This window comes from Bordetella genomosp. 6 (assembly GCF_002119705.1).
Classification (GTDB): Bacteria; Pseudomonadota; Gammaproteobacteria; order Burkholderiales; family Burkholderiaceae_B; genus Bordetella; species Bordetella bronchiseptica_F.
This window is the reverse complement of sequence record NZ_CP021107.1, coordinates 928559-941907: the sequence shown is the minus strand read 5'-3', so window position 1 is coordinate 941907 and position 13349 is coordinate 928559. Positions and strand designations below refer to the sequence as shown.

The following is a 13349-nucleotide window of genomic DNA, read 5'->3' as shown; positions in this document are numbered from 1 at the left end:
CCGTGCTACGGCTTCTCGGGCCAGCGCGCCATCACGGCGGCGACATCGTCCTGGCCCGGCAGCCCGGCCTCGTTGCCCAGGTGCTGGATCTTGTAGGCCGCGGCCGCGCGCGCGAAGCGGAAGTGCTCGCGCCATGGCAGCCGCGGCCGCGCCGCATACGACCACACATAGGCGCCGTGAAACACGTCGCCCGCGCCCGAGGTGTCCACCACCGCGCTGGCGGGAATGTCCAGCGCCGGCAGGCGCGACACCGCACCCGCCTCGTCGTACCACAGCATGCCGCGCTCGCCCTGGGTGACCGCGCCGACGCGGCAGCCGCAATCGCGCAGCCAGTCGAGCAATGCCTCGGCGCTCAGACCCATCTGTTCGCACAGGCGCTCGGCGCATACCGCCACGTCGATATGCCGCATGAGTTCGGCGGTGTTGCTGCGCAGGCCGCCGCCATCCAGCGAGGTCAGCACGCCGGCGGCGCGGCAGGCGCGCGCGTAGTGCAGCGCGGCGTCCGGCTGGTGCCCATCCAGGTGCAGGACACGGTATCCGCCCACTTCGAGCAGCGGGAACGATTGCAGGTAATCGGTATCGCGCGCCCGCAGGATGGCGCGCTTGCCGTCGCGCGGCATGATGAACGACAGCGACGAACGCCGCACCGGCCGGGGATGGACGCGCACGCCATGGCTGGCCGCCATGTCGGCGAACATGTGGCCCAGCCAGTCGGGCGCCTGCGGACAGATCAGGTCGGGGGCCAGGCCCAGGCGCGCGCAGGCGAACGCCGCGGTGACGGCATTGCCGCCGAACGACACCGCGTAATCGCGCGCCACGCGCTTTTCGTCGCCGCTGGGCCATTCATCGGCCAGCAAGGTCACGTCGATATAGGCATGGCCGACGAACAGCGCCGCCGGCGCGGGGCCCGGCGCGGCCATGGCTCAGGCGTCCGGGCCGGCCGGCTCGCCGGCTCGCGCCAGCAACTGGCGCGCCCGAGCGATCACCGGCGCGTCCACCATCCTGCCGTCGAGCATGAAGGTGCCCGCGCCGCTGTCGCGGTGCGCCGCCACCACGCGGCGCGCCCAGTCGAGCTCGGCCAGGGGCGGCAGCAACGCCTCGTGCACGATCGGGACCTGGGTCGGATGGATGCACAGCATGCCGGCAAAGCCCATGTCGCGCGCCCGCGTGGCGGCCGCCCGCAGGCCGGCCGTGTCCTGGACGCCCGGATGCACGCCGTCGAGCGGCTGCGCCAGACCGGCCGCGCGGCTGTGCAGCAGCACCTGCACGCGGGCCTGGTCCAGTACCACGCCGGCCGCCTCGGTGTCGGGCGTCAGGCCGAGGTCCAGCGCGTAGTCCAGGCTGCCGAACGCCAGCCGCGCCACACCGGGCGTGCCCGCCACTTCGGCCGCGTTGAGCACGCCGCGCGCCGTCTCGATGATGGGCACGATGGGGATGCCGCTTTGCGCCGCATGCCGCACCTGCATCAGGCTCTCGGCCTTGGGCAGCAGGATGCCCCGCACGCCGGGCCGCCCGAGGCAGGCCTTCAGGTCGTCATCGTGCCAGGCCGTGGAAGCATCGTTGATGCGCACCCACAGGCGCGCGTCGGGATGCGTACCCAGGAAGTCGCACAGCGCTTCGCGCGCGCTGTCCTTGGCCAGGTGCTCGACCGCATCCTCGAGATCGACGATCACCGCATCGGCGCCGCTGGCCAGCGCCTTGGGAATACGTTCGGGCCGGCTGGCCGGCACGAACAACGCAGTACGCACGACAGTTTGCATCACACCACCTCGGCTGCACGCAGGCGCGCCACCTCATCGGGCGCGTATCCCAACGATGCTAGCACCGCGGCGGTGTTTTCGCCCACCGCCGGCACGGCGTCCATGCGCGCGGCGAACGCGTTGCTGGTGGCCGGCGGCAACAGCGCCGGCAGCATGCCGGCCGGGCTGTCCACCTCGCGCCAGCGCTGGCGCGCCTGCAATTGGGGGTGCTTCCAGACGTCGCGCATCTGGTTGACGCGCGCATTGGCGATCTGGGCCTGCTCCAGCCGCGCCGTCACCTCGCCGATGTCCAGGCGCGCGAAAGCCGCCACGATCAGGGCGCGCAGCGCGTCGCGATTGGCCGCGCGGCGGGAGTTGCTGGCGTAGCGCTCGTCGTCGGCCAGCTCGGGCTGGCGCAGCACGCGCTCGCAGAACGCGCGCCATTCGCGCTCGTTCTGCAGGCCAAGCATGATGGTGGCGCCGTCGCCCACCGGAAACGGGCCATAGGGGTAAATGGTGGCGTGCGCGGCGCCGGCGCGCGGCGGCGGCGCCGCGTCGTCGAAGGCGTAATACATCGGATAGCCCATCCACTCGACCGTGCTCTCCAGCATGGAGACGTCGATGCGGCTGCCGAGGCCGGTCTTGCCGCGCAGCAGCAAGGCATTGAGAATGCCCGAATAGGCGTACATGCCGGCGGCGATGTCGGAGATGGAGCAGCCGGCCTTGACAGGCTCGTCCGGCGTGCCGGTGACCGACACGAAGCCGCTCTCGCTCTGGATCAGCAGGTCGTACGCCTTCTTGTCCTGGTATGGCCCGCCTTGCCCGTAGCCGGAGATGTCGCAGACGATCAGGCGACTGAAGCGCGCATGCAGCTGCTCGAACGACAGCCCCAACCGGGCGGCCGCGCCCGGCGCGAGGTTCTGCACCAGTACGTCGGCCGAAGCCAGCAGGCGCTCCAGCACCTCGTCGGCGCCGGGCCGCTTGAGGTCGAGGGTCAGGCTTTCCTTGGAACGGTTGGTCCACACGAAATGCGACGACAGGCCGCGCACGCGCTCGTCGTAGCCGCGCGCGAAGTCGCCGCTGCCGGGCCGCTCGATCTTGATGACGCGCGCGCCCATGTCGGCCAGCTGGCGGGTGCAGAACGGCGCGGCGATTGCGTGCTCCAGGCTGACGACGGTGATGCCGTCGAGCGGGCGGATGGCGGGCGCGGCGCTCATGCCGTGAACCTCAGCTCGCCCTGGTGGGCCAGCGTGTCGTCCTGCTGCGCCCACAGGCGCGCCAGGCCCGGCTCGGCCACGGCGCCGGCCACCTCGAACGGGCGCGGCGCGATCAGCGGCCGCAGGCCGCGATAGGCCAGATGATCCAGGCGCGCCCCGGGGTGGGCGCGGCGGAACGCCGCGACCATCATGGTCGCGATCATCGGCCCGTGCACCACCAGTCCGGGATAGCCCTCGACGCCGGTGACATAGGGGTGGTCGTAGTGGATGCGGTGGCCATTGAAGGTGACGGCGGAGTAGCGGAACAGCAGCACTTCCGAGGGCGTCACGGTTTCGCGCCACTGCGCCGCCGGCGCGGGCTCGGTGCCGGCCAGCTTGGGCGGACTGGGCTGGCGGTAGACGATGTCCTGCTCTTCCAGGATCGCCAGCTCGCCCTCCTGGCGGTATTCGTGGCGCACGGTGACGAACAGCAGCGCGCCGGTGCGGCCGGTCTTCTCCTGGATACCGGCGACCGTGGACAGACGCTCGGCCGGCACGCCCACGCGCAGCGGCTGGCGGAACTCGACCCGGCCGCCGGCCCACATGCGGTTGCGGTCATCGGCCGGCGGCAGGAAGCCGCCGCGCGCCGGATGCCCGTCGCGGCCCAGGCCGTCCAGACCCACCGTACTGATGAAAAACGCCCACTGCCACAGCGGCGGCAGCGGCTGCCCGGCGCCAGGCGCCGGCTCTCCCAGCGTCGCGGCCACGCGGCCCACGGCTACCGGATCCAGGGAATCCTGCACGCGTTCGGAGCTGCCTATCCAGGCGGTGAGGGAAGTAGCGGTCATCTCGGCGATCCTCGTTGCATCGAATCCGCCAGCATGCCCGCCCCACCGCCCCCGCGCAATTCGTTTTTCCGGTAGGCCGCCTTCAAAAAACGAATACACCTACATGGGTGCCCGTCCCCGCACGGGGGACGGGCACCCACAGACTCCCGGGCCTTGCCCCCGCAGGAATCCCGGCGCCTGTCCGCACGGCGACAGGCGCCCGCCCCGGCCGCCGTCCGAACCAGGAATCAGGCCACCGCGACCGGAATCTTGCCGATGCGGGCCTGCCATTCCTTCGGGCCGGTGGTGTGCACCGAAGTGCCCTGCGAGTCCACCGCGACGGTCACGGGCATGTCCTTGACATCGAACTCGTAGATGGCTTCCATGCCCAGGTCTTCGAAAGCCAGGACCTTGGCGTTGCGGATGGCCTTGGACACCAGATAGGCCGCGCCGCCCACGGCCATCAAGTAGGCCGAGCCGTGCTTGCGGATCGACTCGATGGCGACCGGGCCGCGCTCGGACTTGCCGATCATGGAGATCAGGCCGGTCTGGGCCAGCATCATGTCGGTGAACTTGTCCATGCGGGTCGCCGTGGTGGGACCGGCCGGGCCGACGACTTCGTCGCGCACCGGATCGACCGGGCCGACGTAGTAGATGACGCGGTTGGTGAAGTCCACCGGCAGGCTCTCGCCCTTGGACAACATGTCCTGGATGCGCTTGTGCGCCGCGTCGCGGCCGGTCAGCATCTTGCCCGACAGCAGCAGGGTCTGGCCCGGCTTCCAGCTGGCCACTTCTTCCTTGGTCAGGGTATTGAGATCGACCTGCCTGGACTTGTTGTAGTCGGGCGCCCAGTGCACTTCCGGCCATTCGGACAGCGACGGCGGATCGAGGCGGGCCGGACCGGAGCCGTCCAGCACGAAATGCGCGTGGCGCGTGGCGGCGCAGTTCGGGATCATCGCCACCGGCTTGGACGCGGCGTGCGTGGGGAAGGTGTTGATCTTGACGTCCAGCACGGTCGTCAGGCCACCCAGGCCCTGGGCGCCGATGCCCAGGGCGTTGACCTTCTCGTACAGCTCGATGCGCAGCTCTTCCAGCTTGTTCTGCGGGCCGCGCGCCAGCAGCTCGTACATGTCGATGTCTTCCATCAGCGACTGCTTGGCCATCAGCATGGCCTTCTCGGCCGTGCCGCCCACGCCGATGCCGAGCATGCCCGGCGGGCACCAGCCGGCGCCCATGGTCGGCACGGTCTTGAGCACCCAGTCGACCAGCGAATCGCTGGGGTTGAGCATGACGAACTTGGACTTGTTTTCCGAGCCGCCGCCCTTGGAGGCCACTTGCACGTCGACGGTGTCGCCCGGCACCAGTTCGACGTGCAGGATACAGGGCGTGTTGTCGCGGGTGTTCTTGCGCGCGAACAGCGGGTCGTCCAGCACCGAGGCGCGCAAGGGGTTGTCGGGGTTGAGGTAGCCGCGGCGCACGCCTTCGTCACAGAGTTCCTGCAGCGTGCGTTGCGTCTCGAAGCGCACGTTCATGCCGACCTTGAGGAACACGTTGACGATGCCGGTGTCCTGGCACAGCGGGCGCTTGCCTTCGGCGCACATGCGCGAGTTGGTCAGGATCTGCGCCATCGCGTCGCGCGCGGCCGGGCTTTCTTCCCGCTCGTAGGCGCGCGCCAGGTGACGGATATAGTCCACCGGATGGTAGTAGCTGATGAACTGGATGCCATCGGCGATGGATTGGATGAAGTCTTCTTCTTTGATGAGGACGGTCATGACGGTATGCGAGGATGGATGAAAATGGGCGCGCGGCGGTCGGACCCGCCGCGCCATGCAGCCTGTTTTATTTGCCTTGCCAGACAGGCTTGCGCTTCTCGGCGAAGGCGGTGGCGCCTTCCTTGGCGTCGGCCGAGGTGAAGATTTCGGTGACCTGGGGACGCTGGCGGTCGAACATGGTTTCCTGGTCCCAGTCGCCCGATTGCGCGACGATGCTCTTGGCGACCTGCACCGCCAGCGGGCCGTTCTCGACGATGACGCGGGCCAGCGCCAGCGCGCCTTCCAGCGCGCCGCCGGCCGCCGTCAGGCGGTTGACCAGGCCCAGCGCGTGCGCGCGCGAGGCATCCAGAAAATCGCCGGTCAGGATGATTTCCATGGCGACGTGGTACGGCAGCCGGCGCGGCAGGCGCAGCATGCCGCCGGCGCCCGGCACCAGCCCGCGCTTGACTTCGGGCAGGCCGAACCGGGCATTGTCGGCGGCCACCAGCAGGTCGCAACTCAGGGCCATTTCGCAGCCGCCGGCCAGCGCATACCCCTCGACCGCCGCGATCAGCGGCTTTTTCGGCGGGCGCTCGGTCAGGCCGGCAAAGCCGCGCCCGGGAAGGGACGGGCGCTGTCCGGTCTGGGCGAACGCCTTCAAGTCCATGCCGGCCGAGAACGTGCCGCCCGCGCCGGTCAGGATGCCGATACGCACGTCGTCGCGTTCATCGAGTTGGTCCAGCGCGGCCGCCATGGCCTGCGCCGTTTCGAAATTGATGGCGTTCCTGGCTTCGGGACGGTTGACCGTGATGATCTGGATGCCGTCGGCGATTTCCACCTTGACCAGTTCTGACATGCAATGCTCCTTCCGTATGCGCATGGGGCCGGGCCCCGACTTTTATATAAGACTCGCCAGACCCGCATCATACGACCATTGCTCCGACCCCCGCTTCGGACTGCTCTCACCGCCGCTTGCGAGCCGTATCAAAACTTAGGTACACTTGTACTATCATCAATACAACAGATCAGGAGACGAACATGCAGGGATTGCAACGCCTGGCCGCCGGCTGCGCACTGTTTGGCGCGCTGGCCCTGCCGCTGGCGCCGGCCTCGGCGCAGAACAACGCCATCAAGCTGGTCGTGGGCGCCCCGCCCGGAGGCACCACCGACACCGTGGCGCGCAGCATCGCCCAGCACATGGCGCAGGATCTCAAGCGCACGGTGCTGGTCGAGAACAAGCCCGGCGCGGGCGGCAACATCGCGGCCGACTATGTCGCCAAGGGCAAGGCCGACGGCAGCACCCTGCTGGTCACCTTCACCAGCTTCTCGATCAACGCCAGCCTGTACCGCAACCTGCCGTTCGATCCGGTGCGCGATTTCACGCCCATCAGCATGCTGGCCAACGTGCCCAGCGTGCTGGTCACGCGCAAGGACTTCCCGGCCCAGACCATGCCCGAGTTCGTGTCCCTGGTGAAGGCCAGCCCGGGCAAGTACACCATGGCGCTGGGCGCCATCGGCTCCTCGCTGCACATGGCCGGCGAGCGCATGAAGATGATGGCGGGGCTGGACATCCTCAACGTGCCGTACAAGGGCACGTCGCCGGCCATCACCGACCTGCTCGGGGGCCAGGTCGACATGATGGTCGCCAGCTCGCTCAACGCCCTGCCGCACATCAAGAGCGGCGCGCTCAAGGCGCTGGGCGTGACCAGCCCGCAGCCGCTGCCGCAATTCCCCGGCGTGCCGCCCATCGGCGATACCATCAAGGGTTTCGAATCCAACGCATGGTTCGCCCTGTTCGGCCCGGCCGGCCTGCCGCCCGAGACGGTCGCGGCGCTGAACGCCGCCGCCCGCAAGGCGGTCGACACGCCCGAGTTCCGCAAGCTGCTCGAAGGCGAGGCGGCCACCGCGGTCAGCAGCAGCCCGCAGGAACTGGACGAATTCGTGCGCAAGGACATCGAACGCTACGCCGAACTCGTCAAGTTCACCGGCGCCACGGTGGACTGAACCCAACCGACTGGAGCCCCCGTGCCCGACAGCCCCTTGCCTCTGTATCACAAGGTCTATCTGCTGCTGAAGCAGCGCCTGCAGTCGGGCGGCTTCGCCCTGAACGCGGCGATGCCCGGCGAGAACGCGCTGGCGGCCGAATACGGCGTCTCGCGCCTGACGATACGGCGCTCGCTCGAAGCGCTGGAGTCCGAGGGCCTCATCGAGCGCCGCCAGGGGCGGGGCACGTTCGCCGCCGAGGGCGCGGTCCTGTCGGCGCCGCAGCACAGCGCCGACATCGACGCCCTGATGGCGCACCTGGCCCGCATGGGCATGCATACCCAGGTGAGCCTGCTCGAACTCGACACCGTGCCGGCCACCCCGCAGGCGGCGGCGCAGCTCGAACTGCCGGCCGGCGCGCCGGTGCAACGGGCGGTGCGGGTACGCAGCCACCAGGGCCTGCCGTTTTCGTACCTGGTCACGTACGTGCCGGGCGAGATCGGCGAGCGCATCCGCCGCGAGGACCTCGTCGCCAAGCCCCTGCTGGCGATCTTCCGCGACCTGGGCGTGCGCGTGGCGCGCGCCCAGCAATCGATCTCGGCGGTGCTGGCCGAACCCGGCACGGCCGGCGCGCTGGACGTGCCGGTCGGCTCGGCCCTGCTCAGCCTGCAGCGTCTGGTGCGCGACGACGCCGGCCGGCCGGTGGAATGGCTGCATGCGCTGTACCGGCCCGACCGCTACGAATACCGGCTGGACATGCAGGCCCACGATACGCCGGGCCAGCCCACCTGGCTGCCCGCCGGCGCGCCGCGGCGCGCCTGACCGAAACCTCCCATACGCCATCATGCCCGCCCAGACGCTAGCCCAGAAACTGCTGGCCGCCGCCGCCGGCCGCGACGCCGTGCGCGTCGGCGAGATCGTGACCTGCAAGGTCGACCTGGCCATGTTCCACGACTCCAGCGGCCCGCGCCGCCTCCAGCCCATGCTCGAAGAGCTGGGCACCGGCCTGTGGGACCGCTCGCGCATCGTGCTGGTCATGGACCATTACGTGCCCGAGTCCGATGACGAATCGCGCCGCATCGTACGCATCGCCCGCGATTGGGCGCGCGAGCAGGCGCTGCCGCATGTCTACGACTCGATGGGCATCTGCCACGTGGTGGTGCCGGAACATGGCCATGTGCGCCCCGGCATGTTCTGCGTGGGCGGCGACTCGCATTCGCCCACCGGCGGCGCCTTCGGCGCCTATATGTTCGGCGTGGGCAGCACCGAAATGCTGGGCGTGGTCACCAGCGGCGAAATCTGGATGCGCGTGCCCGACACGCTGATGATGCACTGGCGCGGCCGGCTGCGCCCTGGCGTCATGGCCAAGGACATGATGCTGCACATGATAGGCCTGCACGGCATGAACGGCGGACGCTACCAGGCCGTGGAGTTCTGCGGCGAGGCGGTGCGCGCCCTGTCCATGCAGGAACGCATGACGCTGTCGAACATGTCGGCCGAGCTGGGCGCGCAGGCCGGCCTGATCGCGCCCGACCGGACCACGGCGCAGTACCTGCGCCAGGCCGGCGCGCCCGAGCCCGATACCGCGCGCTGGCAGTCCGACCCGGACGCGCCCGCCCAATGGCACGAGTTCGACGCCGACAGCCTGCCGCCCTACGTGGCGGCGCCGCACAGCCCGGCCAACGCCGCGCCGGTGCAGGCATACGCGGACACCGCCGTGCAGGTGGCCTATATCGGCGCCTGTACCGGCGCCAAGCTGGACGATCTGCGGGCGGCCGCGCAGGTGCTGCGCGGCCGCCGCGTGGCGCCGGGCGTCAGCCTGCTGGTGGCCCCGGCCAGCCAGCGCGACCAGGCGCGCGCGCAGGACGAAGGCGTGCTGCCGGCGCTGGTCGAGGCCGGCGCGACGGTGCTGCCCACCACCTGCGGCGCCTGTTCCGGCTACGGCGGCTCGATCCCGGACGGCGCCAACGTCATTTCCACCACGGCCCGCAACTTCAAGGGCCGCATGGGCGCGGCCAGCGCCCGGGTCTACCTGGCGTCCCCCTGCACCGTGGCGGCCTCGGCCCTGGCCGGCCGCATCGCCGACCCGCGCGAGGTCCTGTCATGAGCGAAACGCACCAAGCCTGGCGCGTGGGCGACGATGTCGATACCGACCAGCTCGCCCCGGGCGCCTATATGAAACTCGGCATCGCCGATATCGCCCGCCATTGCCTCGAAGGCGTACGCCCCGACTTCGCCGGCGGCGTGCGGCCGGGCGACGTGCTGGTGGCCGGACGCAACTTCGGCATCGGCTCGTCGCGCGAACAGGCCGCCGCCGCCCTGGTCCAGCTGGGCCTGCGCGCGGTCATCGCGCCCAGCTACAGCGGCCTGTACTTCCGCAACGCCTTCAACGTGGGCCTGCTGCTGCTGACCTGCGAACGCGCCGGCGAGATCGCCGAAGGCGAGCGGATCCGCATCGACCTGCCCAGCCAGCGCGTGCTGCGCGCCGACGGCACGCCCCTGCCCTGCGAGCCCGTGCCCGCCTTCCTGCTCGACATGGTGCAGGCGGGCGGCCTGCTCATGCAATTGAAGCGGCGGCTGGCCGATGGCTCGCTGCCGCGTTACCCGATGAAAGCCTGATGACCCCTGCATCCCTGAAACACAAACTGGCCGCCGGCCAGACCCTGCTGGCCCCCGGCGTCTACGATGCGCTGTCGGCGCTGATCGCCGAACAGGCCGGCTTCGACGCCCTCTACCTGTCGGGCGCCTCCATCGCCTACACCCGCCTGGGCCGCTCCGACGTGGGCCTGACCACCTACAGCGAAGTCGAGGACGTGCTGGCGCGCATCACCGAACGCGTGCGCCGCCCGGTGATCGTCGACGCCGACACCGGCTTCGGCAACGCCCTCAATGTGCAGCGCACCGTGCGCGGCTTCGAGCGCGCCGGCGCCGCGATGATCCAGCTGGAGGACCAGGACTTTCCCAAGCGCTGCGGGCACCTGGCGGGCAAGTCGCTGGTCCCGGCCGACGAAATGTGCGGCAAGCTGCGCGCCGCCCTGGATGCCCGCGCCAGCGACGACACGCTGATCCTGGCCCGCACCGACGCGGTCGCGGTCGAGGGCATCGAGGCCGCGTTCGAGCGGGCCGAACGCTACCTGGAATGCGGCGTGGACGCCCTGTTCATCGAGGCGCTGCGCTCGCCGCGGCAGCTCGACGCCGCCTGCGCCCGCTTCGCCGCGCGGGTGCCGCTGCTGGCCAATATGGTCGAAGGCGGCCAGACGCCCATCGAAAGCGCCCAGGCCCTGGCCGGGCGCGGCTTTCGCATCGTGATTTTCCCGGGCGGCACGGCGCGCGCCGTGTCCCATGCGCTGCAGGACTATTACGGCAGCCTGCGCGAGCACGGCACCACCGCGCCCTGGCGCGCGCGCATGCTGGACTTCGACCAGCTCAACGCGCTGATCGGCACCCCCGCCCTGCTGGAGACGGCCGAGCGCTACCGCTAGCGCGCGGCCTTGCCGCGCGGCAGCCAGTGCCAGAACACGGCCGCGGCGGCCAGGCCCACTCCGCCCATGGCCGCCACCCCGGCGGCCAGCGACACCGCGGCGGTGATACCCGACAGCGCCACCGGCCCCAGGCTGCCGCCCAGGTCGGACATCAGGCGCCACAATCCCAGGAACTCGGTACGCCCGGACGCGGGCGCCGCGTCGGCGCCCAGCGTCATGACGATGCCCGAACCGATGCCGTTGCCCATGCCCAGCATCATCGACACGATCACGAAACCGGCCACGCCGGTGGTCAGCGAAGTTCCGATCAGGGCGCAGCCCATCAGCAGCGTCGAGGGCACCGCCACCCACAGCCGCCCGCGCCGGTCCATCAGCATGCCGGCCGGATAGAACACCGACATGTCGATCGCCGCCACCAGGCCATAGATGAGCGAGGTGGTCGCCGGGTTGATGCCCAGGTGGTCGGCCCACAGCGGAATCACCACCTGCCGGGACGCGCGCACCGCGCTGACCAGCAGGATGCCCAGCCCCAGCGTCAGGTACACCTGGCGATGCGCGCGCGCCACGTCCAGCAGCCGCGGCCGCGCCGCCGCCTCGCCGCGCCGCCGCGGCGGCGCCATGTCGGGCGCGAACCAGGCGATCAGGCCGGCGCCGGCCATGGCCACGGCCGCCACCCAGTACGCGCCCTGCAGGCCCATGAAGTGGATCAGCGCCGCCCCGGCGAACGGCCCGGCGAACACGCCGATGCGCATGGTGCCCGCCAGCGTGGACAGGGCGCGCGCGCGCATGTGGGCGGGCACGGCGTCGATCATGTAGCCCTGCCGCGCCAGCAGGAAGACCGAGGACGCCATGCCGACCATGAATACGCCGGCCGCCAGCATCCACAGCGCGCCGGCGAAGATGCACAGCAGCAGCGCCGTCACGCTGAGCACGGCCGCCCCCACCATGGAGCGCCGCTCGCCGTGGCGCGAGGTGAACATCGCGGCGGGGATATTGCTGACCAGCGAACCGATGCCGACCAGGCCCACGATCAGGCCCGAGGTGGCCAGCGATGCGCCCAGTTCCCGCGCGGTCAGCGCCACCACGGGCAGGATGGCGCCATTGCTCACGCCATAGAGGATGGAGGGGCCGAAGGCGGGAACGGCAATGTCTTTGAGGCTGAATGAAGCGTCGTGGTCGGACACGATGGAAGCAGGAAGTGAAGGCCGACCTGTATTCTAGGACCTGTCCCGCGTGGGGACCGACATCCGCGGCAACGCGTGCCTGTCCCAGCACGGGAACCGACATCCGCGGCAGCGTGTGCCTGTCCCCGCTGGGACAGGCACACCGTCGCAGGCCATGAACGATTCACGGCCAAAAAGGGACGCGTCCGCCGTCTACGCCAAGGCCAGTTAAAATGGCGGGTTTTCCACGCTGCCGGCTGGCGCGCGGCCTGCCGCGTCCCGACTTTCCTTACCCTATGCTCACCTTCCAGCAAATCATCCTCACGCTCCAGGACTATTGGGACAAACAAGGCTGCGCCCTGCTGCAGCCGTACGACATGGAAGTCGGCGCCGGCACCTCGCACACGGCCACCTTCCTGCGCGCCATCGGCCCCGAGCCGTGGCGCGCCGCCTACGTGCAGCCCTCGCGCCGCCCCAAGGACGGCCGCTACGGCGAAAACCCGAACCGCCTGCAGCACTACTACCAGTACCAGGTCGTGCTCAAGCCCGCGCCGCCCGAGATCCTCGATCTCTATATCGGCTCGCTCAAGGCGCTGGGAATCGACCCCACGCAGCACGACATCCGCTTCGTCGAGGACGACTGGGAGAACCCCACGCTGGGCGCCTGGGGCCTGGGCTGGGAAGTCTGGCTCAACGGCATGGAAGTCACCCAGTTCACCTACTTCCAGCAGGTCGGCGGCCTGGACTGCACGCCCACCACCGGCGAGATCACCTACGGCCTGGAACGCCTGGCCATGTACCTGCAGGACGTCGAGAGCGTCTACGACCTGGTCTGGACCGAAGGGGCCAACGGCAACCGCGTCCACTACCGCGACGTGTTCCACCAGAACGAGGTCGAACAATCGACCTACAACTTCGAGCACGCGTCGGCCGACATGCTGTTTGCCCACTTCAACGATTACGAAGCCGAGGCCAAGCGCCTGATGGACGTGCCGCTGGCCCTGCCGGCCTACGAGGCGGCCCTGAAGGCCGCCCATACCTTCAACATGCTGGATGCGCGCGGCGCGATCAGCGTGACCGAGCGCGCCGCCTACATCGGCCGCATCCGCAACCTGTCGCGCGCCGTCGCGCAGGCCTACTACGACTCCCGCGAACGACTGGGCTTCCCCATGCTTGCCGGCCGCAAGGCCGCCGGGGAGGCAGCCTGA

At 70.0% G+C, this 13349-nt stretch carries 13 protein-coding genes; 6 read left to right on the top strand and 7 right to left on the bottom strand.

What is annotated here, in order from left to right:
• Positions 1 to 5: 5 nt before the first annotated feature.
• From CAL11_RS04500 to CAL11_RS04475, 6 genes are all read right to left on the bottom strand, one after another.
• Positions 6 to 920 carry a sugar kinase gene (locus tag CAL11_RS04500; RefSeq protein ID WP_086092271.1) on the bottom strand — a complete coding sequence of 305 codons (915 nt, stop codon included), beginning with the start codon at positions 918 to 920 and terminating at the stop codon, positions 6 to 8.
• A 3-nt stretch (positions 921 to 923) separates the two neighbouring features.
• Positions 924 to 1763 (bottom strand): HpcH/HpaI aldolase/citrate lyase family protein, encoded by an 840-nt coding sequence (locus tag CAL11_RS04495; protein ID WP_015064995.1) that lies wholly within the window; start codon positions 1761 to 1763, stop codon positions 924 to 926.
• Positions 1760 to 2956 (bottom strand): CaiB/BaiF CoA transferase family protein, encoded by a 1197-nt coding sequence (locus CAL11_RS04490; protein WP_086092270.1) that lies wholly within the window; start codon positions 2954 to 2956, stop codon positions 1760 to 1762. Before CAL11_RS04490 ends, CAL11_RS04495 begins: the two co-directional genes overlap by 4 nt.
• Complete coding sequence (locus tag CAL11_RS04485; RefSeq protein WP_015064993.1) at positions 2953 to 3783, bottom strand: FAS1-like dehydratase domain-containing protein; 831 nt, start codon at positions 3781 to 3783, stop codon at positions 2953 to 2955. The genes CAL11_RS04490 and CAL11_RS04485 overlap by 4 nt, the downstream gene beginning before the upstream one ends.
• A 227-nt stretch (positions 3784 to 4010) precedes the next feature.
• Positions 4011 to 5534 carry a fumarate hydratase gene (locus CAL11_RS04480; RefSeq protein WP_015064992.1) on the bottom strand — a complete coding sequence of 508 codons (1524 nt, stop codon included), beginning with the start codon at positions 5532 to 5534 and terminating at the stop codon, positions 4011 to 4013.
• A gap of 67 nt (positions 5535 to 5601) precedes the next feature.
• Positions 5602 to 6369 carry a crotonase/enoyl-CoA hydratase family protein gene (locus CAL11_RS04475; RefSeq protein WP_033471087.1) on the bottom strand — a complete coding sequence of 256 codons (768 nt, stop codon included), beginning with the start codon at positions 6367 to 6369 and terminating at the stop codon, positions 5602 to 5604.
• Between the two features lie 182 nt (positions 6370 to 6551).
• Here CAL11_RS04475 and CAL11_RS04470 point away from each other — a divergent pair, with 182 nt between their 5' ends.
• The 5 genes from CAL11_RS04470 to CAL11_RS04450 are packed head-to-tail and all read left to right on the top strand — an operon-like array spanning position 6552 to position 10978.
• Complete coding sequence (locus CAL11_RS04470) at positions 6552 to 7517, top strand: Bug family tripartite tricarboxylate transporter substrate binding protein (protein WP_015064990.1); 966 nt, start codon at positions 6552 to 6554, stop codon at positions 7515 to 7517.
• A gap of 21 nt (positions 7518 to 7538) precedes the next feature.
• Positions 7539 to 8318, top strand: a complete 780-nt coding sequence (locus CAL11_RS04465; protein WP_086092269.1) for a GntR family transcriptional regulator — start codon at positions 7539 to 7541, stop codon at positions 8316 to 8318.
• 22 nt (positions 8319 to 8340) lie between these two features.
• Positions 8341 to 9603, top strand: a complete 1263-nt coding sequence (locus tag CAL11_RS04460; protein ID WP_086092268.1) for a 3-isopropylmalate dehydratase large subunit — start codon at positions 8341 to 8343, stop codon at positions 9601 to 9603.
• Positions 9600 to 10115 (top strand): 3-isopropylmalate dehydratase small subunit, encoded by a 516-nt coding sequence (locus CAL11_RS04455; RefSeq protein WP_015064987.1) that lies wholly within the window; start codon positions 9600 to 9602, stop codon positions 10113 to 10115. The genes CAL11_RS04460 and CAL11_RS04455 overlap by 4 nt, the downstream gene beginning before the upstream one ends.
• Positions 10115 to 10978, top strand: a complete 864-nt coding sequence (locus CAL11_RS04450; RefSeq protein WP_033465631.1) for an isocitrate lyase/PEP mutase family protein — start codon at positions 10115 to 10117, stop codon at positions 10976 to 10978. Before CAL11_RS04455 ends, CAL11_RS04450 begins: the two co-directional genes overlap by 1 nt.
• Here the strand turns inward: CAL11_RS04450 and CAL11_RS04445 are convergent.
• Complete coding sequence (locus tag CAL11_RS04445; protein WP_086092267.1) at positions 10975 to 12162, bottom strand: MFS transporter; 1188 nt, start codon at positions 12160 to 12162, stop codon at positions 10975 to 10977. The two genes, CAL11_RS04450 and CAL11_RS04445, sit on opposite strands and share 4 nt — an antisense overlap.
• 275 nt (positions 12163 to 12437) lie before the next feature.
• On the opposite strand from CAL11_RS04445, the gene glyQ reads away from it, so the two are divergent.
• The gene (glyQ, locus tag CAL11_RS04440; protein ID WP_033448423.1) at positions 12438 to 13349 is read left to right on the top strand and encodes a glycine--tRNA ligase subunit alpha; all 912 of its coding nucleotides are present in this window, start codon (positions 12438 to 12440) and stop codon (positions 13347 to 13349) included.

What these genes read in the sequence shown, in the direction of transcription:
- CAL11_RS04460 (WP_086092268.1), top strand. Translation starts at nt 8,341, where the DNA reads ATGCCCGCCCAGACGCTAGCCCAGAAACTGCTGGCCGCCGCCGCCGGC.
- CAL11_RS04480 (WP_015064992.1), bottom strand. Translation starts at nt 5,534, where the DNA reads ATGACCGTCCTCATCAAAGAAGAAGACTTCATCCAATCCATCGCCGAT.
- glyQ (WP_033448423.1), top strand. Translation starts at nt 12,438, where the DNA reads ATGCTCACCTTCCAGCAAATCATCCTCACGCTCCAGGACTATTGGGAC.
- CAL11_RS04500 (WP_086092271.1), bottom strand. Translation starts at nt 920, where the DNA reads ATGGCCGCGCCGGGCCCCGCGCCGGCGGCGCTGTTCGTCGGCCATGCC.
- CAL11_RS04450 (WP_033465631.1), top strand. Translation starts at nt 10,115, where the DNA reads ATGACCCCTGCATCCCTGAAACACAAACTGGCCGCCGGCCAGACCCTG.
- CAL11_RS04470 (WP_015064990.1), top strand. Translation starts at nt 6,552, where the DNA reads ATGCAGGGATTGCAACGCCTGGCCGCCGGCTGCGCACTGTTTGGCGCG.
- CAL11_RS04485 (WP_015064993.1), bottom strand. Translation starts at nt 3,783, where the DNA reads ATGACCGCTACTTCCCTCACCGCCTGGATAGGCAGCTCCGAACGCGTG.
- CAL11_RS04475 (WP_033471087.1), bottom strand. Translation starts at nt 6,369, where the DNA reads ATGTCAGAACTGGTCAAGGTGGAAATCGCCGACGGCATCCAGATCATC.
- CAL11_RS04490 (WP_086092270.1), bottom strand. Translation starts at nt 2,956, where the DNA reads ATGAGCGCCGCGCCCGCCATCCGCCCGCTCGACGGCATCACCGTCGTC.
- CAL11_RS04455 (WP_015064987.1), top strand. Translation starts at nt 9,600, where the DNA reads ATGAGCGAAACGCACCAAGCCTGGCGCGTGGGCGACGATGTCGATACC.